Origin of the sequence: Paraburkholderia sp. BR10872 (genome assembly GCF_040965835.1) — a bacterium.
Classification (GTDB): domain Bacteria; phylum Pseudomonadota; class Gammaproteobacteria; order Burkholderiales; family Burkholderiaceae; genus Paraburkholderia; species Paraburkholderia nodosa_A.
On sequence record NZ_JBFRCN010000012.1, the window covers coordinates 117,761 to 139,476 of the forward strand.

Sequence of the window (21,716 nt, forward strand, 5' to 3'; positions counted from 1 at the left end):
TTTGGCGCGGTTGCACTGCAATTGCTTATCCAACAGGTTGCCGCTATTCTACCGTGCCGACTCTCGAATTTGTGCCAGTCGGCGAGAATTGCCCCTCGGTCCCGCCGGACGGGGCTTTCCGGGCGCCCAAGCCTGTCCCGAGCGGCCCTGCAGCTCACGTACCCAGCCTCAACCGATGCCGCCTACCGTATTCATCGTCTCCGACGGTACCGGGATCACTGCCGAAACTTTCGCGCATTCGATCCTGTCGCAGTTCGACCAGAAATTCCGCCTCGTGCGCGTGCCCTTCGTCGATTCGTCCGAAAAGGCCTACTCGACCGCCGAGAAGATCAACGAAGCCGCCGTGCAGGAAGGCCGCCGTCCGATCGTGTTCACGACGCTCGTGGACAGCAACTCGAACGAGATCGTCAAGCGCGCGAATGCGCTCGTGATGGACATGTTCCAGACCTTCGTGGAACCGCTCGAGCAGGAGCTGGAGCTCAAGTCGAGCCACGCCATGGGCCGCGGCCACCAGAACGCCGACACCGACGAATACAAGAACCGTATCGAGGCGATCAACTTCTCCCTCGCGCACGACGACGGGCAGTCCGACCGCAATCTCGCCGACGCCGACGTCATCCTCGTGGGCGTGTCGCGCAGCGGCAAGACGCCGACGAGCCTCTATCTCGCGATGCAGTACGGTGTGAAGGCCGCGAACTACCCGCTCATCCCCGACGATTTCGAGCGCGGCAAGCTGCCGAATGCGCTGCTTTCGCATCGAACGAAGATTTTCGGCCTCTCGATCGATCCGCAGCGCCTGACCGAGATCCGCAACGAGCGGCGCCCGGGCAGCAAGTACGCCGCGCTGGAAAATTGCCGCTACGAGGTCAACGAAGCCGAGGCGATGATGCGGCGCGAAGGCATCAAGTGGCTCTCGTCGACGCACAAGTCGATCGAGGAAATCGCCACCACGATCCTGCAGGAAATCCGCATCGACAAGCCGTCGTATTGAAACGCCCGGCCTGAAACGAAAAGGCCCGCATCTGAGCGGGCTTTTTTATTGCTATCCGGCGCGAGTGTCAACGTGCGTGACGCTGCTGCCGGCATTGCTCGAACACGCACACCGCCGCCGCCGCCGCGACGTTGAGCGACTCCATGCCGCCCGGCTGCGGGATGGTCACGCGCAGCGCGGCCGCGTCGCGCCAAACCTGCGAGACGCCCGCTCCTTCGTTGCCGAACACCCACGCGACCTGGCCCGTCAGATCGGCCTCGTCGATCGCCTGCGCGCCGTGCGAATCGGTGATGACGACCGGCACGCCGAGCATCTCGACGAGCGCTTCGGCCTCCACGTTCTCGAACACCTGTAAGAGGAAATGCGCGCCCATTGCCGAGCGCAGCACCTTCGACGACCACACATAGGCCGTACCCGGCGTGCAGAATACCCTGTCGATGCCGGCGGCCGCCGCGCTGCGCAGGATCGAGCCGACGTTGCCGGCGTCCTGCAATCCGTCGAGCACGAGGCAGGTCGATGCAACGCGTTCGGGCAACGGCGCTTCAGGCATATCGACGAGCAGTAGCAGCCCTACGCCGTGCACGACGTTCGAGAGCTGCCCGAAGAGTGCATCGGGCAGTGTGATGACGCGGCGCTCGTCGACGCGGGCAACGATCGCCTGCGCTTCTTCGTGCGCGAGCGCGCCTTCGGTCACGACGCAGTACTCGGGCTGTGTGCCGCCGTCGAGCCACGCGCTCGCGAGATGGAAGCCTTCGAGCAAGGCCTGATGGCTGCGCCGCTGTTGATGCGTCGAGCCGGCGAGCGCCTTCAGACGCTTGTAGAGCGGATTGTCGCGCGAGGTAATGGCTTTCACGGGCGGCTCAGGCGTGTCAAATGAGAATCGGGAGATAGAAAAACGGCTGCGCCGGCACCGTGCGAGACGGCGCCGGCTCGCGCGAGACGCCGTCAGCGGCGGCTCAAGGCAGCGGCGCGAAGGCGTCGTCTTCTTCGAGGCCGGCGGCGTCGCTGACCACGGTCGAAGCGTCGGGCAGGACGATGCCGTGCAGCACGTAGGCGTCGCGCACGGGAGCGAACGAGCGCCGGTGATGCTCGCACGGACCATGTACGCGCAACGCTTCGAGGTGCTGCGGCGTGCCGTAGCCCACATGGGCGTCGAAACCGTAATACGGATGGCGTTGGTGCAGATCGATCAGCATGCGGTCGCGCGTAACCTTGGCGACGATCGACGCCGCCGAAATGCTCGGCACGAGCGCGTCGCCGCCGATCACTGCCTCGCTGCGCACCGGCATCACCGGGCAGCGATTGCCGTCGATCTTCGCGAGCGTCGGCACGAGGCTCAAGCCCTCGACCGCGCGCCGCATCGCCAGCATCGTCGCGTGCAGGATGTTGAGCGTGTCGATTTCCTCGACGCTCGCCGATGCGACGCACCACGCGAGCGAGCGTTCGACGATGCGCTCGTAGAGCGTTTCCCGCGCCTGTGCCGTCAGCACCTTCGAATCGTTGAGCCCGCGAATCGGCCGGGCCGGATCGAGAATCACGGCCGCGGCAACCACGGGCCCGGCGAGCGGCCCGCGGCCGGCCTCGTCCACGCCGCAGATCACGTCGTCCGGCGATTCGAACAGCAGTCCGGCCTGGCGCGCCGCCTTGCGACGCGCGGCGAGCTTGAGCGCCGCCTGCGACGGCGGTTTTTTCTCCGCCGGCGCTGTCGTGCGCCTGGCCGTGCGCTTGATCGTGCCCTCGCTCATGCCCGCCCCTTTCGGCCTTCGACGATGCTCGCGACCACCTCGGCCGCGCGCTCCGCTGTGTTCTGGCGCAGGGTCAGATGCATCTGCGTGAACACCTCGGTCAGCGTGCGCCGGTTTGCCTCGTCCTGCAACTGCGTGAGCGTCGCGTCGGCAAGCGCGTCTGGCGTCGCGAAGTGCTGCAGAATTTCCGGCACGACGAAGCGCCCCGCGAGAATGTTCGGCAGGCCGACATACGGCAGGTAAGCCTGACGGCGCATGATCTGCCCCGTGAGCCAGGGCACCTTATAGGAGATGACCATCGGCTTCTTGAGCAGCGCCGCTTCGAGCGTGACCGTGCCGCTCTTCACGAGGATTGCGTCGGCGGCCGTCATGGCGAGTTGCGACTGGCCGTCGATGATCGTGAGCGCGAGACCCTGATGCGCGTTCGCGAGTTCCTGCAGCTGCGCGTGGATGGCCGGCGTTGCCGCCGGCATCACGAAACGCAGCGCCGGCTCGCGCCGCTGCATGATCTGCATCGCGTCGAAGAAGGTCGGCCCGATCAGGTTGATTTCCGAGCGGCGGCTGCCCGGCAGCACCGCGATCACCGGGCCGCTTTCCGGCAGGCCCAGCGTGCGGCGCGCACCGGGCATATCCGGTTCGAGCGGAATCTCGTCGGCGAGCGGATGGCCCACGTACGATGCCGCCACCCCGGCCTTCTCGAGGAGCGCCGTTTCGAACGGAAACACGCAGAGCATGTGATCCACAGCCTTCTGGATCTTCTTGATGCGACCGCCGCGCCACGCCCAGATCGACGGGCAGACGAAGTGGATGGTCGGAATACCCGCGTCGCGCAGCGCGTGCTCGAGACCGAAGTTGAAGTCAGGCGCGTCCACGCCGATGAAGGCGTCAGGCGGCTCGGCCAGCAGCTGATGCTTGAGCTCGTTGCGGATGCGCAGAATCTCGGGAATGTGCCGCAACGCCTCGACGTAGCCGCGCACCGAAAGTTTTTCCATCGGCCAGTGCGCATCGAAGCCGGCGGCCATCATGCGCGGGCCGCCGATTCCGTAGTACTGCGTAGTGTCGGGCAAGCGGGCTTTGAGACCTGCAAGCAGCGACGACGCAAGCAGGTCGCCGGACGGCTCGCCGGCGACCATTGCCAGGCGCAGCGGACGCGTTTGCAGCGCCATCGATCAGCGAATGATGCCGCGTTGCGACTGCTCGACGAAGTCGAGCAGCGCCTTCACGTGCACGTCGCCGTCGCCGCCCGCCTGCGCGAGGTCGGCGAGCTGCACCTTCGCCTCTTCGAGCGAGAGCCCGTTCTTGTAGAGCGTGCGATACGCCGAGCGCAGCGCGGAAATCGCGTCAGCCGAAAAGCCGCGACGGCGCAGACCTTCGACGTTGATGCCGTGCGGCACCGCCTTGTTGCCGGCGGCGATCACGAACGGCGGCACGTCCTGCACGAGCGCCGAGGCGCCGCCGACCATCGAATGCGCGCCGATGCGCACGAACTGGTGCACGCCGGTCATGCCGCCGACGATCGCGTGGTCTTCGACGAACACGTGGCCCGCGAGCTGCGCGTTGCTCGACATGATGACGTTGTTGCCCAGACGGCAGTCGTGGCCGACGTGCACGTAGGCCATGATCCAGTTGTCGTCGCCGATGATCGTGACGCCGGTGTCCTGCACCGTGCCCGTATGCAGCGTCGTGAACTCGCGGATGGTGTTGCGGCTGCCGATCACGAGCTTGGTGGGCTCGCCCTTGTACTTCATGTCCTGCGGACGGCCGCCGATCGACGCGTAGTGGCCGATCGTGTTGTCTTCGCCAATCGTCGTGTGGCCTTCCAGCACGCTATGCGAACCGACATTCGTGCGTGCACCGATGGTGACGTTCGCACCGATGACCGCGAACGGTCCGATTTCGACCGATTCGTCGATCTGCGCGCCCGACTCGACGACCGCAGTGGGATGGATCCTGCTCATTCGTCCTCGCTCTCCGATTCTGTTTCCGTGCGCCGGCGCCTCGAGGTCAAGGCGCGCTGCGGCATGCGGCGGCGCTTCTTATTGCGCCGCGTCCATTTTCTTGACGGTGCACATGAGTTCCGCCTCGCAGGCCACGGAGCCTTCCACTTCGGCCACCGCCTTGAACTTCCAGATGCCGCGCATGTAGCGCTCGAACGTCACGTTGAGGATGAGCTGGTCGCCCGGCTCGACCACGCGCTTGAAGCGCGCGCCGTCGATGCCCACGAAGTAGTACAGCGTATTCTCGAAGTCCTGCTCTTCCTCCGAGAACGTGAGCAGCGCGGCGGTTTGCGCCAGCGCCTCGAGAATCATCACGCCGGGCATGACCGGACGCTGCGGGAAGTGTCCCGTGAAAAAGGGCTCGTTGACCGTCACGTTCTTCAACGCCTTGATGCTCTTGTGCGGCTCGAGCTCGATGACCCGGTCCACCATCAGGAACGGATAGCGGTGCGGCAGCAGCGTGAGAATCTTGTGGATGTCGAAGTTGAGTTTTTCGATGTTCATGGTGGTTCTGCTCACGCAGGAATTGCGCGTGTGACTTTCGATTTCGATATTCGAGGCGCCGGACCAAACACGCCCGCGCTGACGCGAAGTATGCGCCACGCCCGCGCTCCCGTGCATGCGTATTGCCCCGGGCGGGCAGCCCCGGGGCGGCCAGTCTGGTCGTCCGCGACGCAAAGCGGCGCGCCGCTCCCGCGACACGCCGCCCGCTACCTCGATACTGCTTTCTTATTCGCCCTGCGGCTTCTGGGCTACCGCCGCCTCGAGCGCCTTGATACGGTCGCGCAGCTTGTCGATGTTACGCAACAGCGCGGCGCTCTTGTTCCAGTCGGCATGATCGACCGCCGGGAAAGCGCTCGTGTAGATGCCAGCCTTCGGCAACGACTTCGAGACACCCGACTTCGCCGTGACGATCACGTAGTCGCCCAACGTGACGTGCCCCGCGACGCCCACCGCGCCGCCAATCATGCAATGACGCCCGATCGTCGTGCTGCCCGCAATGCCGGCGCAGCCCGCGATGACCGTGTACGCGCCGATCCGGCAGTTGTGGCCGATCTGCACGAGGTTATCGATCTTCACGCATTCTTCGATGATCGTATCGGCCATCGCGCCACGGTCGATCGTGGTGTTCGCGCCGATCTCGACGTCCGGCCCGATGGCCACGCCGCCCACCTGCGGAATCTTGACCCAGCTACCCGTGCGCGCGGCGCCCTCGCCCGTGAAATCGGGGGCGAAACCAAAGCCGTCCGAACCGATCACGGCGCCGGCATGCACGATGGCGCGCGGGCCAAGCTTGCAGCTGTGGTAGACGGTCACGCCCGGATACAGGTGCGAGCCCTCGTCCACCTGGGTGCCGCGGCCGATGAAGACGTTCGCGTCGAGCCGTACGTTTTCCCCGATCACTGCGCCGGCTTCGACCGTGACGTTCGGGCCGATCACCGCGCTCGCGGCAACCTGGGCCTTCGCGTCGACGTGGGCGCTGGCGTGGATGCCCGGCTGCGCCTTCGGCGCGGCGAGGTCGATATACGCCTGCGCGACACGCGCGAAGTAAGCATACGGATTCGGTGTGACGATGAAGTTGCGTCCTTCGCGCGATGCGAGCTTCTCGAGGTCGCCGGGGCTGATGAGCACCGCGCCCGCCCGGGTCGTCTCGACCTGCGCGAGATACTTCGGATTGGCGAGGAACGCGAGCTGTTGCGGACCAGCCTGGTCGAGCGGCGCCAGCGAACTGACGCGTTGCGTCGCATCGCCCACCACCTCGCCGCCGAACCGCCCGACGATGTCCTCAAGCGTAAATGCCATGCGCGTGCTGCTCCTGCCTAGTTGCTTTTCGTTGCCTTAGTTGCTGCTGCTACCGCCCGCGCTATTCGCTGCGAGCGCCTTCAGCACCTGGTCGGTGATGTCGATGCGCGGGCTCACGTACACCGCTTCCTGCACGATCAGGTCGTAATGCTGCTGCTCGGCGATCTGCTTGATCACCTTGTTCGCGCGATCGAGCACCGCAGCCAGTTCCTCATTGCGGCGCTGGTTCAGGTCTTCGCGGAATTCGCGCTGCTTGCGCTGGAAGTCGCTGTCGAGCGCGGACAGGTCGCGCTGCTTCGACGCGCGATCGGTCGGCGCCATCGACGGGCCGTTCTTGTCGAGCGAATCCGACATCGACTTCAGGCGCTGCGCCATGTCCTGCAGATCCTTGTCGCGCTTGGCGAACTCGGCTTCGAGCTTGGTCTGCGCGGCCTTCGCGGGAGCGGATTCGCGCAGGATGCGATCGGAGTTCACCGCCGCGATCCTGGCTTCCTGCGCCTGCGCCACGCCCATGCCAAAACCGAGGAGCGCCAGCGACACGGTCATCGCCCCGATCGTCCGTCTGGAAAACATACCCGTTAGCAAAGTCATCCTCTCGTTTCCTGGATTCCGGCGCTGTGCGCTGCGCGCGCAACCATCGCCGGGCAAAACATACGTCAGAACGCCGTCCCGATCTGGAACTGGAACTTCTGGTACTGGTCGCCCGTGTGCTTGGTCACCGGGAAGCCCAGGCTCAACTTCAGCGGGCCGATCGGCGAAATCCACGCGAGACCGAAACCGTAGCTGTAACGCAGGCCGTTGGCGCCAATGCTGTTGCCTTCCGTGCCCCAGACGTTACCACCATCGACGAACGTGAAGACGCGCAGCGTGCGGTCATAGCCCGTACCCGGCAGCGGGAAGGTCAGCTCGATGTTGCCGACCAGCATCTTCGAGCCGCCGATCGGGTCGTTCGTCGTCTTGTCGCGCGGACCCAGCGAGCTCGGCTCGTAGCCACGCACCGAACCGATACCACCGGCGTAGTAGTTCTTGAAGATCGGGTACGGCTTGCCGCTGAGGCCGTTACCGTAGCCGCCCTGGAAGTTCAGGCCCAGCACGAAGCCTCGCGCGAACGAGTAGTAGTACTGCGCCTGAATATCGGCCTTGTAGTACTGCGTACCGCCGACCGGCGTGCCGTATTCGGCGTTCGCCTGCGTGAAGTAGCCCTTGCTCGGCACGAGCGCGCTGTCACGCGCGTCGCGCGACCAGCCCACCGTGAGCGGCACGTTGTTCGACACGCGGCCAAACTGGTTCACGTAGTCGATATAGCTCTGCGGCGTGTTCGAGTCGATGTCGAGCGTGTCCTGCTCGAAGCCGGCGCCGAAGTAGACCGTGTCGACTTCCGAGAACGGGATGCCGAACTTGAGGTCGCCGCCCATCGTGATGATGCGGAAGCTCGAATCGGTCGAGTAGTACAGCGGCTGGTACGTGCGGTAGTAGACGTCGGTAATGCGCTTGATGCCGTCCACCGTGAAGTACGGGTCCACCTGCGTGAGAGCCAGCGTGCGGTACGTCTTCGCGGTGTTCACGTTCAGCGAGAGCGAGGTGCCCGAACCGAACACGTTGTCCTGCGACACGCCCGCCGACAGCACCACCTTGTCGGTCGACGAGAAGCCCGCACCCAGCGTGATCGCGCCGGTCGGCTTTTCAGCGACCTTCACGTTCACGTCCACCTGGTCGGCCGTGCCTTCCACGGGCACCGTGGTCACGTCGACGTCGGTGAAGTAGCCCAGACGGTTGATACGGTCCTTCGAGAGCGCGAGGCGGTTCGAATCGAACCAAGAGCTTTCGAGCTGGCGCATTTCGCGGCGCACGACTTCGTCGCGTGTGCGCGTGTTGCCCACCACGTTGATGCGGCGCACGTACACGCGGCGGCTCGGATCGACCTGCAGCGTGAGGTTGACCGTGTGGTTCGCCTGATCGATCTGCGGCAGCGCATTGACGGTCGCGAACGCGTAACCGTATTCGCCGAGCTTGTCGACGATGGCCTTGGTCGTGGCCTGCAGCTTCTCGGCCGAGAAGGTGTCGCCCGGCTTGATCTTGATGAGCTTCTTGAGCTCGGCCTCACGGTCGAGCAGATTGCCCGACAGCTGGATGCCCGACACCTTGTACGGCTCACCTTCGTGAATGCCGATGGTGAGGTACATGTCCTTCTTGTCGGGCGAGATCGAGACCTGCGTCGAGTCGATGTTGAACTCGAGGTAGCCGTGGTTCAGGTAGTACGAGCGCACGTTCTCGAGGTCGCCCGTAAGCTTTTCCTTCGAGTACAGGTCGTTCTTCGTGTACCACGAGAACCAGTTCGGCGTGGACAGCTGCATCTCCGAGAGAAGCGTGCCGCTGCTGTACGTCTTGTTGCCGATGAAGTTGATCTGGCGGATCTTCGCGCTCGGACCTTCGACCACCGAAAACAGCAGACCGACGCGATTGCGGTCGATCGGTGTGACCGTGGTCGTGACCTCGGCGGCGTAGAAGCCGCGCGTGAGGTACTGGCGCTTGAGCTCCTGCTCGGCCTTGTCGACGAGTGCCTTGTCGTAGTAGCGGCCTTGCGAGAGACCCACGGCGCGCAGCGCCTTCGTGAGGTTGTCCTTGTCGAATTCCTTGATGCCCGCGAAGTCGATCGTGCCGATGGCCGGGCGCTCCTGCACCTGCACCACCACTACGCCGCCTTCGGTGGCGATCTTCACGTCGTTGAAGAAGCCCGTCGCATACAGTGCGCGGATGGCCTCGGACGCCTTGTCGTCGGTGAACGTGTCGCCCTGCTTGATCGGCAGGTAGGCGAACACCGTGCCCGGCTCGACGCGTTGCAGCCCTTCGATGCGGATGTCCTGAACCACGAAAGGCGTCGTTGCTGCGTGGGCAACGAGTCCATGTGCGGCGATCGCCGCGGCCGCAACCGTTTTTGGAACCAAGCGATGAGGTCTAAACAACGTGCTTCCCCAATTATGTATAGCTGCATCAGGTCAGGCGGCCCGCCCACGGACGCCGCCAGACATCTTTAAAAATGGATTAACCGAGCCAGATCGTTGAACAACGCGATCGCCGACAGTGCGACGATGCAGGCAAGTCCCGCGCGCTGCAGTACGAGCTGCCAGCGGTCCGAGACGGCTTTGCCCGTTACGGCTTCAACCGCATAATATAACAGATGCCCCCCGTCCAATACCGGAATTGGGAGCAGATTCAATACGCCGAGGCTGATGCTCACGAGAGCGAGGAACGACAGGAACGCCGAGGGACCGAGTCTCGCGCTCTTGCCGGCATAGTCGGCAATCGTCACCGGGCCCGACAGATTCTTCAGCGAGGCTTCGCCCGTGATCATGCGGCCGAACATCCTCAGCGAATACACGGCAATGTCCCACGTGCGATACGCACCGAGCCGCACGCTCTCGAGCGGCCCGTAACGCACGTCCACGGAAGGCGCCTGCGCCGAGAGCGCCGCGCCGATTCGGCCCACTTCCTCACCGGTCTGCGCGTCGCGCTGCAGGGCGGGAGTGACCGTGAGCATGAGCGTCTGCTGCGCGTGCTGGGAAGCGTCGCCGCGCGCGACCGTGAGCCGCACGGGCTTGCCCGCACGCGCCTTCACCCAGGCGATGAAAGTGCTTGCGCTGTCCACGGGCCGGCCATCGACGGCGCGCAGCTGATCGCCCGCCTGCAGCCCGGCATGTTGCGCCGCACTACCCGCCTCCACCGCCGCCACCTTGAGCGTGTTGCCGCCCGCCTCGAGGCCGAGCTTCGCCATGAAGTCGTCGTCGAGATCCTTGCCGGTCAGTTGCGAGAGATCGAGCGGAAAATCGTAGGTGCCCTCGCCATCGCGCGCGGCAAGGACGACATGGCCCTGGTCGAACGCCGTGGCGAGCAGTTTCCAGCGCAGGTCCGACCACGATCGCACGGGCTCGGTGCGGCTGCCATTTGCATCGCTCACCGAAAGAATCGTTTCGCCGCCCTGGAAGCCGGCACGCGCCGCTGCCGTTTGCGCGGGCGGCGCCGCGACAATCGCCTTCTGCTCGGTCACCCCGCTCGCGTAGACCACGGAAAAGAGCGCAATGGCCAGCACGAAATTGGCGATCGGCCCCGCCGCGACGATCGCAATGCGCTTGCCAACCGACTGGCGGTTGAATGCATGTGGCAAATCGCTTGCGGGAATCTGATCGGCCGATTCGCGCTCGTCGAGCATCTTCACGTAGCCGCCGAGCGGCAGCGCTGCGATGGTCCACTCGGTGCCGCTCTTTTTGCTGACCCACTGGACGAGCGGCCGGCCAAAGCCGATCGAGAAACGCAGGACCTTCACGCCGCACAGACGCGCGACGCTGTAGTGCCCGTATTCGTGCACGACGACCAGAACGCCGATCGCCACGACGAATGCGACCAGTTCGGTAAGCAGGTTCATGAGCGCCTCCTGGGCTGGAAGCAGCGCACCGGTGCGGGAGCGGCCCCGAGGTCAGGCTCGCGTGCCTGAGGGGCCGCCAGGGCCCTTCCGCAAGCCCCTCGCTGACCTGTCAGGCCGGCACCGGCAGGCTGTCGATGATGGTGTGAGCCGCGCGGCGAGCCGCCGCGTCGGCTTCGAGCACGACTTCGAGACTCGACGCATTGCGGTTCTCGAGCGCGTTCAGTACGGCATCCACCGTCTGGGCGATGGCCATGAAGCCGATGCGCCGGTTCAAAAATGCCTCCACTGCCACTTCGTTCGCGGCGTTCAGTGCCGCGCTCGCCACGCCGCCGGCGGCCAATGCCTGCATCGCGAGTGCGAGACACGGGAAGCGCGCGTAGTCGGGTTTTTCGAACGTGAGCGTCGCGATTTGCGCGAGATCCAGCTGCGCGACGCCGGAATCGACACGGTCCGGGTACGCCAGCGCGTGCGCGATCGGCGTGCGCATGTCGGGGTTGCCTAGTTGCGCGAGCACCGAACCATCGGCGTACGAAACCATCGAGTGGATCACGCTCTGCGGGTGAATCAGCACGTCGATGCGCTCGCCCGGCAGGTCGAACAGGTAGTGCGCCTCGATCACTTCGAGGCCCTTGTTCATCATCGTGGCCGAATCGACGGAGATCTTGCGGCCCATCGACCAGTTCGGGTGCTTGCAGGCCTCGTCGGGCGTCACATTCACGAGCGTCGAGGGCTCGCGGGTGCGGAACGGGCCGCCGGAGGCGGTCAGGATGATCTTCGTGACGCCGTCGCGCTCGGCGTTCTCGCGCGGGAAGCACTGGAACACGGCGTTGTGCTCGCTGTCGAGCGGCAGCAGAACGGCGCCGCTGTCGCACACGGCATCGATGAAGATGTCGCCCGACATCACGAGCGCTTCCTTGTTGGCGAGCAGGATCTGCTTGCCGGCCTTCGCCGCTGCGAGCGTGGGCGCGAGACCCGCCGCACCGACGATGGCCGCGACCACGGTGTCGCACCCGTCGCTCTTCGAGACTTCGACGAGCGCCTGCGGCCCGTAGGTCACGACGGTCTTCGAGCCGGCCGCGCGCAGCTTGCACTCGACCTGTGCGGCGGTGTCGGCGTCGCCGACCACGGCCACTTCGGGGGCGAAGCGCAGGCATTGTTCGACGAGCTTCTCGCCGTTGCGATGCGCAGTGAGCGCATAGACCGAGAAGCGTTGCGGATGACGCGCGACGACGTCGAGCGTGCTGTCTCCAATCGAGCCCGTGGAACCGAGCAGTGTGAGTCGTTTTTGCATATTCAAATCTCTAACCTGGCGTCCCGGCCAGACGCCTTTAGCCGAGCAGCAGCATGGCGAGCGGCAGCACGGGCAGCAGTGCGTCGATGCGGTCGAGGACTCCGCCGTGGCCCGGCAGAAGCCCGCTCGAATCCTTCACGCCGGCCTGGCGCTTCATCATCGACTCGAACAGATCGCCGATCACGCTGAACGCGACCAGCACGGTAAGTACGAAAAGCGCACGGCCGAGCCCGATCTGGGCGGCGAGCGCGGAATACAGCGTGGGTTCGAACGCGTGCAGCGCGATTGCCGCTCCGGACACCACCATCACGGCCGCCCAGCCGCCCACGGCGCCCTCCCAGGTCTTGCCGGGGCTGATCGCAGGCGCAAGCTTATGCCTTCCGAATGCCTTACCTGCAAAGTATGCGCCGATATCGGCCAGCCAGACCACGAGCAACAGGGACAGAACAAACGCCACGCCGGCCGTGCGCGCGGCCACCAGGGCGTGCCAGCAGGCCGCGAAAACGACGAGCCCGGCGGCCAGCAGGAAGGCGCGCCAGGCGCCGGCGGCGAGCACCGGCTTGTGCAGCAGCACGTAAGGGCCGGCAATGATCCAGAACACGCCCGCCGCCTGAAAGAGCGGCCGGGGCGCCGGCAGGCGCGTACTGAGCGCCACGGCGGCCGCCGCGATCATGGCGTAGACGATCGAGCCGGTCGCGCCCGCCTTCAGCAGACGCGCCCACTCCCATGCGGCGAAGACGACCACGACGCCGATCAGCGCGCCGAACGCCGCCACAGGCGCGAACAGCGTGATCGGCAGGAAGACTGCCAGCAGGACGAGCGCCGTAATGACGCGGGTCTTCAGCATGAAAGCGAATCGGCGTTCTGGGCGACGACCTGCGCGCTCGTGCGGCCGAAGCGGCGCTCGCGCTCCGCATACGAGGCAATGGCGCGGCTGAGCGCTTCGGCGTCGAAATCCGGCCAGAACGTATCGGTGAAATAGAACTCCGCGTAGGCGAGTTGCCAGAGCAGGAAGTTGCTCACCCGCTGCTCGCCGCCCGTGCGAATGAAGAGATCCGGTTCGGGCGCGTAGGCCATGGCCAGATGCTGGGACAGCGTGTCTTCGGTGACGGGAACCGGCTGGCCCGTGGCCGCGGCTTCCTCGACCAGCTTGCGCGTGGCCTGCAGGATATCCCAGCGGCCGCCGTAGTTCGCGGCGATCGTGAGGGTGAGACGGGTGTTGCGCGCGGTTTTGGTTTCCGCGCGGCGAATCAGGTCCTGGATGCGCTCATTGAACATCGACAGGTCGCCGACCACGCGCAGGCGGATGCCGTTCGCGTGCAGGCGCGCCACCTCGCGCTCGAGCGCAGTGACGAAGAGGCGCATGAGGAACGACACTTCGTCGGTCGGGCGGCGCCAGTTCTCGGAGCTGAACGCGAAGAGCGTCACGTATTCGACGCCGCGCTGCACGCACGATTCGACGACCGAGCGCACGGCGTCGACGCCGCGCGTGTGGCCCGCGACGCGCGGCAGGCGCCGCTGGGTTGCCCAACGGCCATTGCCGTCCATGATGATCGCGATGTGGCGCGGCACGGCCGCCACGTCGGGCACGCGAACGGTTGAGCTGGTATAGGTCATGGCCGTCGGACTGTAACTGCGATAAGAAAGGGAAACCGCCTGGAATCTGGCGAATCTGGAGGCCTGAGGCCTCAGACCGTCATGATCTCGGCTTCCTTCGTCTGGACGAGCTTTTCGATTTCGGTCACGAAGCGGTCGGTCAGCTTCTGCACTTCGTCGCCGCCACGGCGCTCGTCGTCTTCGGAAATTTCCTTGTCCTTCACGAGCTTCTTGAGCTGCTCGTTGGCATCGCGACGCAGGTTGCGCACGGCGACCTTCGCCGTTTCACCTTCGTTCTTGACGACCTTCGTGAGCTCCTTGCGGCGTTCTTCGGTCAGCGCGGGCATCGGCACGCGGATCAGGTCGCCGTGCGTGGCCGGGTTCAGGCCGAGATCCGACTCGCGGATCGCCTTTTCGATGACCGGCACCATCTTCTTTTCCCACGCCTGCACGCCGATCGTGCGCGCGTCGACGAGCGTGAGGTTCGCGACCTGCGAGATGGGCACGGGCGAGCCGTAGTAGTCGACCTGGATGTGGTCGAGCAAACCGGTATGGGCGCGGCCCGTGCGGATTTTCGCCAGATCGCTCTTGAACGCTTCGATCGAGCGCTGCATTTTCTGCTCGGCGCCCTTCTTGATGTCAGCCACAGCCATTTTGATACCTCCGAACCTTCATAACGGAACGGGCCCGCCGGCGCGCTGATGGGCGGCGCGGCCCGTGTTCGAACCTCTCGTGAAACGAGAGTTTACACGTGGACGAGCGTACCTTCGTCTTCGCCCAGAACGATGCGCTTGAGCGCACCCGGCTTGACGATGGAAAAAACCCGGATCGGCAGCTTCTGGTCGCGGCACAGCGCGAACGCGGTGGCGTCCATCACCTGCAGATTGCGGCCAATTGCCTCATCGAAGCTGATCGTCGAGTAGCGCGTGGCGGTCGGGTCCTTCTTCGGGTCGGCCGAATAGACGCCGTCGACCTTGGTGGCCTTCAGCACGACTTCGGCGCCGACTTCCGAGCCGCGCAGCGCAGCAGCCGTGTCGGTGGTGAAGAACGGGTTACCCGTGCCGGCGGCGAAGATCACGACCTTGCCTTCTTCGAGCTGGCGAATCGCGCGGGGGCGGATGTACGGCTCGACGACCTGGTCCATGCGCAGCGCCGACTGCACGCGCGCCTCGATGCCCGCGTGACGCATGGCGTCCTGCAGCGCGAGCGCGTTCATCATCGTGGCCAGCATGCCCATATAGTCGGCCGTGGCGCGGTCCATACCGGCTGCGCCGCCCGCGACACCGCGGAAAATGTTGCCGCCGCCGATCACGACTGCGAGCTGGGTGCCCAGACGCACCACCTCGGCCACGTCTGCCACCATACGTTCGATCGTGGCGCGATTGATGCCGAAGGCATCATCGCCCATCAGGGCTTCGCCGGAAAGTTTGAGCAGGACGCGTTTATAGGCGGGTGTGGGCATGGAGGTATCCAGGATCGCGCGCAAAGGGCAATAACTTGAAACTGTAGGGGTGAAATACGGCTTCGGGCAAGCGCCGCCAGAAATAGCGAAGATTTCCGACGCCGCGCACGGCGGGGGACTACCATGCGCGTCGCCGCTACGCTGCCCGCCACGGCGGATTGCTCCGCCACGGCTTACCACTGAACAAACTGCGGTGCTGCAACAACTGCAGTCGCCGCCTGCCGCGCCGGGCGCGGCGAGACGGGCTGACCGATCCTTATTGCTGCTTTGCAGCAGCGACTTGCGCGGCCACTTCGGCAGCGAAGTCGTCCTGGCGCTTCTCGATGCCTTCGCCGACCACGAAGAGGGCGAACTTCTGCACCGTCGTGCCAGCAGCCTTGAGCATCTGCTCGATCGTCTGCTTGTCGTTCTTAACGAACGGCTGGTTCAGCAGCGAGACTTCCTTCAGGTACTTCTGGACCGAACCTTCGACCATCTTCGCGACGATCTCAGCCGGCTTGCCCGATTCGGCAGCCTTCTGCTCGGCGATGCTGCGCTCCTTGGCGATCAGGTCGGCAGGCACGTCGTCCGACGACAGCGAGACCGGCTTCATCGCGGCGATGTGCATCGCGACGTCCTTGCCCACTTGCTCGTCGGCACCCGTGTACTCGACCAGCACGCCGATGCGCGTGCCGTGCAGGTACGCAGCCAGCTGGTTGGCGGTTTCGAAACGCGCGAAACGGCGGATCGAGAGGTTTTCGCCGATCTTGCCGACCAGTGCGAGGCGCACTGCGTCGACCGTCGAGCCGTCCAGCGCCAGCGCCGACAGAGCGGCGACGTCAGCCGGGTTTTGCGTGGCGACGAGTTCGGCGATCTTCTTCGAGAAGCCGATGAAGTCATCGTTCTTCGAAACGAAGTCGGTTTCGCAGTTCAGTTCGACGATCGCGCCAGCGCCGCCGCCGATGAACGACGAGATCACGCCTTCAGCCGTGACGCGCGAAGCGGCCTTGCTGGCCTTGTTGCCGAGCTTCACGCGCAGCAGTTCTTCGGCACGCGCCAAGTCGCCGTCGGCTTCCGTCAGCGCCTTCTTGCATTCCATCATCGGCGCGTCGGTCTTCGCGCGCAGTTCTGCCACCATGCTTGCGGTAATTGCCGCCATCATTCGCTCCTTGAGTCTGTCTGGTACACGCCGCCCGCCTTTCGACGCGGCCGGCAGAAATTCGTTTCCGTTTCCGCCTGCGGTGAAACGCTTTTTTACAGCTGCTTCTACAGGGCTACGGTGCCGCTCATATGACGCGGCGACGAAAGTCGCGGCTTAAAAAAAAGGGGCCTATGGAAAGCCCCCTTTTCTTGCCGGACACGGGGCAGCTTACGCCTCCGGGTTGACCTCGACGAACTCGTCGTCGCCGTCGTTGCCGCGCGCAGCGACAACCACGTCGTTGACCGCGTTCGCACGGCCTTCGAGGATCGCGTCAGCCACGCCTTGCGTGTAGAGCGCAACAGCCTTGCTCGCGTCGTCGTTGCCCGGGATCACGTAATCGATGCCTTCCGGCGAGTGGTTCGTGTCGACCACGGCGATCACGGGGATGCCCAGCTTGTTCGCTTCCGTCACGGCAATCTTGTGGTAGCCGACGTCGACCACGAAGATCGCGTCCGGAATGCCGCCCATGTCCTTCACGCCGCCGATCGACTTCTGCAGCTTGGCGATTTCGCGTTCGAACAGGAGCGCTTCCTTCTTGCTCATCTTCTCGAGCTCGCCCGCTTCCACGGCTGCTTCCATGTCCTTCAGGCGCTTGATCGAAACCTTCAGCGTCTTGAAGTTGGTCAGCATGCCGCCGAGCCAGCGTGCGTTCACGAACGGCATACCAGCGCGTTGCGCCTCTTCGGCGATCGTGTCGCGCGATTGACGCTTCGTGCCGACGAACAGGATCGTGCCGCGGTTCGCTGCCAGTTGACGCACGTACTTCAGCGCGTCGTTGTACATCGGCAGCGTCTTTTCGAGGTTGATGATGTGAATCTTGTTGCGATGACCGAAGATGAAGGGGGCCATCTTCGGGTTCCAGAAGCGCGTTTGGTGACCGAAGTGGACACCGGCTTCCAGCATTTGGCGCATGGTAACTGCCATGAGAAATTCTCCGCTAGGGTTTGGGTCTGAAGCCGGCTGCCGTATCGGTGCGCCCTCCCATTTCCGGAGATCGACGCGCCCGACACCCTGGGTGCGCCGGCTTGCGAGTGTGCTGCCTGAAGAAGATGCTTCCGAATGTTCTTCGCGCACCCGCCAAAATGCGTTTTTGGCAAAGCGCTCCGCGGCAACGGCGGATCCAGCCACTTCCACGAACTCCGAACGCTATGGGAAGCGACTTAGCCGAAGAGTATAGCACGCAAACTGCCCCTTACTCAAGACAGCTATTACCCGCGGAATACGGCGCCATCAATGGCAATGCGGCGCGCGCCGCATTTGCCATTGATGGCGCCCCGCCTTCTCAAAAGTCAGCGACCCCTGGCATTAGGTGCGATAATTCGATATTCGACTGCATTTCCGGGCGCATACCATGGCCATTTCGATCAAGAACGAACAAGACATCGCGCAAATGCGCGTCGCCTGCCGGCTGGCGAGCGAGGTGCTCGACTACATCACGCCGTTCGTCACCGCGGGTGTGACGACGGGTGAGCTCGACCGCCTTTGCCACGAGTACATGACCAACGTGCAGGGCACGGTGCCCGCGCCGCTGAACTATCAGCCGCCGGGCTATCCGCCCTACCCGAAGGCAATCTGCACCTCTGTGAACGACGTGATCTGTCACGGTATTCCCGGCGACAAGGCGCTGAAGAACGGCGACGCGCTCAATATCGACATCACCGTCATCAAGGAAGGCTATTTCGGCGACACGAGCCGCATGTTCATCGTCGGCGAAGGCTCGATCCTCGCGAAGCGCCTCGTGCAGACCACCTATGAATGCATGTGGCTCGGCATCGACCAGGTGCGTCCCGGCGGCCATCTGGGCGACATCGGCCACGCCATTCAGCGCTACGCCGAAAGCCAGGGCTACAGCGTGGTGCGCGAATACTGCGGCCACGGCATCGGCACGGTGTTCCACGAAGATCCGCAGGTCCTGCACTACGGCCGCCCCGGCACCGGCATCGAGCTCGTGCCCGGCATGATCTTCACCGTCGAGCCGATGATCAATGCCGGCCGCCGCGACATTCGCACCATGCCGGACCAGTGGACCGTCAAGACGAAGGACCGCAGCCTCTCGGCACAGTGGGAACACACGGTACTCGTGACGGAAACCGGCTACGAAGTGCTGACGGTCTCGGCGGGTACGCCCGCCAAGCCTGCCATCGTCGCGCAGATGGCGGGCACCGCGGCCTGAGCGCCCGACTAAGTGCCGGAAAGCGCTTCGTGGCGCGATCCGGCGCAAAATGGATAGGCTCGTAGAACATCGGCCTGCGGCCTCGAGGCAGTACGTCCAGCGCGAGCGATGCACCGAATGCGGACGCCGCCCGGCGCCCGCGGCCGATGAGGCGGCCCGTAAAGCAGCCGACGCATTAACCGACGAACCAACGCGGCCAGCCGCCATCGCGAGGCGCGCCGCGCGCACGACCAGCCGCCCGCCCAACCACGCCAGACACGACCCGAGCCCATGAGTGTTCCCGCTGTCGCCGTTCCCGATACGTCGTCGCTGAAGTCCGACTACAAGGCCGCCAAGGCCCAGTTGCTCGAGCGTTTCAAGACCGCGACCAATGTCGACTCGCTGATGCGCGCCCTCGCCCGCATCACCGACGACACCTTGCGCAGCGCCTGGGACCGGTGCGAGCTGCCGGCCACGCTGGCGCTCGTGGCGGTGGGCGGCTTCGGGCGCGGCGAGCTTGCGCCCTGGTCCGACGTCGACATCCTCGTGCTGCTGCCGGACGACGAGCCGCTCGCGCCGCTCGAAGAACGCATCGAGCGTTTTATCGGCCTTGCATGGGATCTCGGACTCGATATCGGCAGCAGCGTGCGCAGCGTCTCGCAATGCCTCGAAGAAGCCGCCAATGACGTCACCGTGCGCACGTCGCTCCTCGAGGCGCGCCGCATCACGGGCAGCGCGACGCTGTTCGGCGACTTCGCGCAGCGCTATCGCGACGCCATGGACCCGCGCGCGTTCTTCCAGGCGAAGGTGCTCGAAATGCGCCAGCGCCATGCGCGCTTCCAGGACACGCCCTATTCGCTCGAACCCAACATCAAGGAAAGCCCCGGCGGCCTGCGCGACCTGCAGCTGATCCTCTGGATCACCGAGGCCGCCGCCTTCGGCAGCAGCTGGAAGGAGCTGGACCAGCGCGGCCTCATCACCGGGCGCGAGGCGCGCGAACTGCGCCGCAACGAGGCATTTCTCAAGGCGCTGCGCGCGCGCCTGCATGTGATCGCGGGCCGCCGCCAGGACATCCTCGTGTTCGACCTGCAGACGGCCGTGGCCGAAAGCTTCGGCTACAAGGCGAGCAGCGCGCGGCGCGCGAGCGAACAGCTCATGCGCCGCTACTACTGGGCCGCGAAGGCGGTCACTCAGCTTTCTACCATCCTGATCCAGAACATCGAGGCGCAGCTCTTCCCGAGCACGAGCGGCATCACGCGCACGCTCTCGGAGCACTTCGTCGAGAAGCAGGGGATGCTGGAGATCGTCAGCGACGACGTGTTCGAGCGCGAGCCGCACGCAATCCTCGAGGCGTTCCTGCTCTACGAGCAGGTGCCCGGCGTGAAGGGCCTGTCGGCGCGCACGCTGCGCGCGCTCTACAACGCGCGCGAGACCATGGACCAGAACTGGCGCCGCGACCCGGAAAACCGCCGGCTCTTCATGGAGATCCTCAAGCAGCCGGCCGGGATTACGCACGCCATGCGCCTCATGAACCAGACGAGCGTGCTCGGGCGCTATCTGCTGAATTTCCGCCGCATCGTCGGGCAGATGCAGCACGACCTCTATCACGTCTATACGGTCGATCAGCACATCCTGATGGTGCTGCGCAATATGCGCCGCTTCGCCGTGGCCGAGCATGCGCACGAGTATCCGTTCTGCAGCCAGCTCATCGCCAACTTCGAGCGTCCGTGGGTGCTCTACGTCGCGGCGCTGTTCCACGACATCGCCAAGGGCCGCGGCGGCGACCACTCGCAGCTCGGCATGGCCGACGCGCGGCGCTTTTGCCGCGAGCACGACATCACGGGCGACGACGCGGACCTGGTCGTCTGGCTCGTCCAGCAGCACCTGACGATGAGCCAGGTCGCCCAGAAGCAGGACATCACCGACCCTGAGGTCGTGAAGCGCTTCGCGGAGCTCGTCGGTACGGAGCGGCGTCTTTCGGCGCTCTACCTGCTGACGGTCGCCGACATTCGCGGCACGAGCCCAAAGGTCTGGAACAACTGGAAAGGCAAGCTGCTCGAAGACCTCTACCGCTCGACGCTCGCCGTGCTCGGCGGCGCCAAGCCCGACGCGCACTCGGAGCTCAAGACGCGTCAGGAGCTGGCGCTTGCGCTGCTGCGTCTCGAGACCGTGCCGGAGCACGCGCACCGCGCGCTCTGGGACAAGCTCGACGTCGGCTACTTCCTGCGCCACGACGCCGCCGATATCGCCTGGCAAACGCGCGTGCTCTACCGCCACGTCGAGGCGCCGGAGCCGGTCGTGCGTGCGCGCCCGTCGCCGATCGGCGAGTCGCTGCAGGTGCTCGTCTACGCGCAGGACCGCCCCGACCTGTTCGCGACGATGTGCGCGTACTTCGACCGCAGCGGTCTTTCCGTGCTCGACGCGCGCGTGAGCACCACGCGCCACGGCTACGCGCTCGATAACTTCATCGTCGCCCACACCGAGGGCGACGTGCACTACCGCGATATCGCGAACCTCGTCGAGCAGGAACTCGCGGCGCGTCTGAAGGCGACGGGCAATGCCCTGCCCGAGCCGTCGAAGGGCCGTCTCTCGCGCCTGTCACGCACCTTCCCGGTGACGCCGCGCGTCGACCTGCGGGCCGACGAGCGCGGCCAATACTACATCCTGTCCGTGTCGGCGAACGACCGGCCGGGCCTTCTCTATTCCATCGCGCGCGTGCTCGCGGAGCATCAGGTCGGCGTCCATGCGGCGCGGATCAATACGCTCGGCGAACGCGTGGAAGACGTGTTTCTGCTCGACGGCTCGGGGCTCTCCGACAACCGCCAGCAGATTCATGTCGAAACCGAATTGCTGCGCGCGATCGCAGTGTGAATGACCCAAGCGAAATACCAGATCCATGCGAGCCAAACTGACAGCCAAACATCCGCGCCCGACCACTCCGGAACGCGCCCCCGTCCGCCGCGGCAGTACGACCGCGCGTAAGCCGGTGCGGCCGGCGGAGGTGCGGGCGACGGACGCTCGGCCGACATCGGCCGCGAAGACTTCCGCCGGGAAGCCCGTGCGCGCCTCAACCGGACGC

At 65.1% G+C, this 21,716-nt stretch carries 19 protein-coding genes; 3 read left to right on the forward strand and 16 right to left on the reverse strand.

Annotated elements, in window-relative coordinates; translation table 11 throughout:
- Positions 1-175: 175 nt before the first annotated feature.
- Complete coding sequence (locus tag AB4Y43_RS12605; RefSeq protein WP_028204047.1) at positions 176-991, forward strand: pyruvate, water dikinase regulatory protein; 816 nt, start codon at positions 176-178, stop codon at positions 989-991.
- 67 nt (positions 992-1,058) lie between these two features.
- Here the strand turns inward: AB4Y43_RS12605 and AB4Y43_RS12610 are convergent, their stop codons facing one another.
- The 16 genes from AB4Y43_RS12610 to rpsB form a co-directional block, all read right to left on the reverse strand.
- Complete coding sequence (locus tag AB4Y43_RS12610; protein ID WP_368605420.1) at positions 1,059-1,844, reverse strand: TrmH family RNA methyltransferase; 786 nt, start codon at positions 1,842-1,844, stop codon at positions 1,059-1,061.
- Between the two features lie 103 nt (positions 1,845-1,947).
- Positions 1,948-2,736 carry a ribonuclease HII gene (gene rnhB / locus AB4Y43_RS12615; protein WP_368605421.1) on the reverse strand — a complete coding sequence of 263 codons (789 nt, stop codon included), beginning with the start codon at positions 2,734-2,736 and terminating at the stop codon, positions 1,948-1,950.
- Positions 2,733-3,902: a lipid-A-disaccharide synthase gene (lpxB, locus tag AB4Y43_RS12620; RefSeq protein ID WP_368605422.1), complete on the reverse strand. Its 1,170-nt coding sequence runs from the start codon at positions 3,900-3,902 to the stop codon at positions 2,733-2,735. The genes rnhB and lpxB overlap by 4 nt, the downstream gene beginning before the upstream one ends.
- Before the next feature lie 3 nt (positions 3,903-3,905).
- On the reverse strand, positions 3,906-4,694 hold the full coding sequence (gene lpxA, locus AB4Y43_RS12625; RefSeq protein WP_368727927.1) for an acyl-ACP--UDP-N-acetylglucosamine O-acyltransferase: 789 nt from the start codon (positions 4,692-4,694) through the stop codon (positions 3,906-3,908).
- Positions 4,695-4,772: 78 nt separating this feature from the next.
- Entirely contained in the window at positions 4,773-5,237 is a 465-nt protein-coding gene (gene fabZ, locus AB4Y43_RS12630) for a 3-hydroxyacyl-ACP dehydratase FabZ (RefSeq protein WP_028204052.1), read from the reverse strand.
- A 225-nt stretch (positions 5,238-5,462) separates the two neighbouring features.
- On the reverse strand, positions 5,463-6,536 hold the full coding sequence (lpxD, locus tag AB4Y43_RS12635; protein WP_368727928.1) for a UDP-3-O-(3-hydroxymyristoyl)glucosamine N-acyltransferase: 1,074 nt from the start codon (positions 6,534-6,536) through the stop codon (positions 5,463-5,465).
- 36 nt (positions 6,537-6,572) lie between these two features.
- A complete protein-coding gene (locus AB4Y43_RS12640; protein ID WP_141710716.1) occupies positions 6,573-7,121 on the reverse strand; it encodes an OmpH family outer membrane protein in 549 nt (182 codons plus the stop codon).
- Between the two features lie 71 nt (positions 7,122-7,192).
- On the reverse strand, positions 7,193-9,499 hold the full coding sequence (bamA, locus tag AB4Y43_RS12645) for an outer membrane protein assembly factor BamA (RefSeq protein ID WP_342945832.1): 2,307 nt from the start codon (positions 9,497-9,499) through the stop codon (positions 7,193-7,195).
- 68 nt (positions 9,500-9,567) lie between these two features.
- The gene (gene rseP, locus AB4Y43_RS12650; protein WP_368617638.1) at positions 9,568-10,956 is read right to left on the reverse strand and encodes an RIP metalloprotease RseP; all 1,389 of its coding nucleotides are present in this window, start codon (positions 10,954-10,956) and stop codon (positions 9,568-9,570) included.
- 109 nt (positions 10,957-11,065) lie between these two features.
- Complete coding sequence (locus tag AB4Y43_RS12655) at positions 11,066-12,247, reverse strand: 1-deoxy-D-xylulose-5-phosphate reductoisomerase (protein WP_368727929.1); 1,182 nt, start codon at positions 12,245-12,247, stop codon at positions 11,066-11,068.
- Positions 12,248-12,284: 37 nt separating this feature from the next.
- Positions 12,285-13,094, reverse strand: a complete 810-nt coding sequence (locus AB4Y43_RS12660) for a phosphatidate cytidylyltransferase (protein ID WP_368727930.1) — start codon at positions 13,092-13,094, stop codon at positions 12,285-12,287.
- Positions 13,088-13,864, reverse strand: a complete 777-nt coding sequence (locus tag AB4Y43_RS12665; protein WP_069265619.1) for an isoprenyl transferase — start codon at positions 13,862-13,864, stop codon at positions 13,088-13,090. Before AB4Y43_RS12665 ends, AB4Y43_RS12660 begins: the two co-directional genes overlap by 7 nt.
- A gap of 71 nt (positions 13,865-13,935) precedes the next feature.
- Positions 13,936-14,496 carry a ribosome recycling factor gene (gene frr / locus AB4Y43_RS12670; protein WP_069265618.1) on the reverse strand — a complete coding sequence of 187 codons (561 nt, stop codon included), beginning with the start codon at positions 14,494-14,496 and terminating at the stop codon, positions 13,936-13,938.
- A 92-nt stretch (positions 14,497-14,588) separates the two neighbouring features.
- Positions 14,589-15,305, reverse strand: a complete 717-nt coding sequence (pyrH, locus tag AB4Y43_RS12675) for a UMP kinase (protein ID WP_028204061.1) — start codon at positions 15,303-15,305, stop codon at positions 14,589-14,591.
- Positions 15,306-15,561: 256 nt separating this feature from the next.
- On the reverse strand, positions 15,562-16,443 hold the full coding sequence (gene tsf / locus AB4Y43_RS12680; RefSeq protein WP_069265617.1) for a translation elongation factor Ts: 882 nt from the start codon (positions 16,441-16,443) through the stop codon (positions 15,562-15,564).
- 210 nt (positions 16,444-16,653) lie between these two features.
- Positions 16,654-17,409, reverse strand: coding sequence for a 30S ribosomal protein S2 (gene rpsB, locus AB4Y43_RS12685; protein ID WP_069265616.1), 756 nt, complete (start codon positions 17,407-17,409; stop codon positions 16,654-16,656).
- 427 nt (positions 17,410-17,836) lie between these two features.
- On the opposite strand from rpsB, the gene map reads away from it, so the two are divergent.
- Complete coding sequence (gene map, locus AB4Y43_RS12690; protein ID WP_069265615.1) at positions 17,837-18,658, forward strand: type I methionyl aminopeptidase; 822 nt, start codon at positions 17,837-17,839, stop codon at positions 18,656-18,658.
- 270 nt (positions 18,659-18,928) lie between these two features.
- Positions 18,929-21,508, forward strand: coding sequence for a [protein-PII] uridylyltransferase (locus AB4Y43_RS12695; protein WP_368727931.1), 2,580 nt, complete (start codon positions 18,929-18,931; stop codon positions 21,506-21,508).
- Positions 21,509-21,716 lie beyond the last annotated feature (208 nt).

Bases quoted from the DNA above. Each gene is read 5' to 3' on its own strand.
- AB4Y43_RS12605 (WP_028204047.1), top strand. From the start codon at position 176: ATGCCGCCTACCGTATTCATCGTCTCCGACGGTACCGGGATCACTGCC.
- rnhB (WP_368605421.1), bottom strand. From the start codon at position 2,736: ATGAGCGAGGGCACGATCAAGCGCACGGCCAGGCGCACGACAGCGCCG.
- lpxB (WP_368605422.1), bottom strand. From the start codon at position 3,902: ATGGCGCTGCAAACGCGTCCGCTGCGCCTGGCAATGGTCGCCGGCGAG.
- lpxA (WP_368727927.1), bottom strand. From the start codon at position 4,694: ATGAGCAGGATCCATCCCACTGCGGTCGTCGAGTCGGGCGCGCAGATC.
- fabZ (WP_028204052.1), bottom strand. From the start codon at position 5,237: ATGAACATCGAAAAACTCAACTTCGACATCCACAAGATTCTCACGCTG.
- lpxD (WP_368727928.1), bottom strand. From the start codon at position 6,536: ATGGCATTTACGCTTGAGGACATCGTCGGGCGGTTCGGCGGCGAGGTG.
- rseP (WP_368617638.1), bottom strand. From the start codon at position 10,956: ATGAACCTGCTTACCGAACTGGTCGCATTCGTCGTGGCGATCGGCGTT.
- AB4Y43_RS12655 (WP_368727929.1), bottom strand. From the start codon at position 12,247: ATGCAAAAACGACTCACACTGCTCGGTTCCACGGGCTCGATTGGAGAC.
- AB4Y43_RS12660 (WP_368727930.1), bottom strand. From the start codon at position 13,094: ATGCTGAAGACCCGCGTCATTACGGCGCTCGTCCTGCTGGCAGTCTTC.
- AB4Y43_RS12665 (WP_069265619.1), bottom strand. From the start codon at position 13,864: ATGACCTATACCAGCTCAACCGTTCGCGTGCCCGACGTGGCGGCCGTG.
- frr (WP_069265618.1), bottom strand. From the start codon at position 14,496: ATGGCTGTGGCTGACATCAAGAAGGGCGCCGAGCAGAAAATGCAGCGC.
- pyrH (WP_028204061.1), bottom strand. From the start codon at position 15,305: ATGCCCACACCCGCCTATAAACGCGTCCTGCTCAAACTTTCCGGCGAA.
- tsf (WP_069265617.1), bottom strand. From the start codon at position 16,443: ATGGCGGCAATTACCGCAAGCATGGTGGCAGAACTGCGCGCGAAGACC.
- rpsB (WP_069265616.1), bottom strand. From the start codon at position 17,409: ATGGCAGTTACCATGCGCCAAATGCTGGAAGCCGGTGTCCACTTCGGT.
- map (WP_069265615.1), top strand. From the start codon at position 17,837: ATGGCCATTTCGATCAAGAACGAACAAGACATCGCGCAAATGCGCGTC.
- AB4Y43_RS12695 (WP_368727931.1), top strand. From the start codon at position 18,929: ATGAGTGTTCCCGCTGTCGCCGTTCCCGATACGTCGTCGCTGAAGTCC.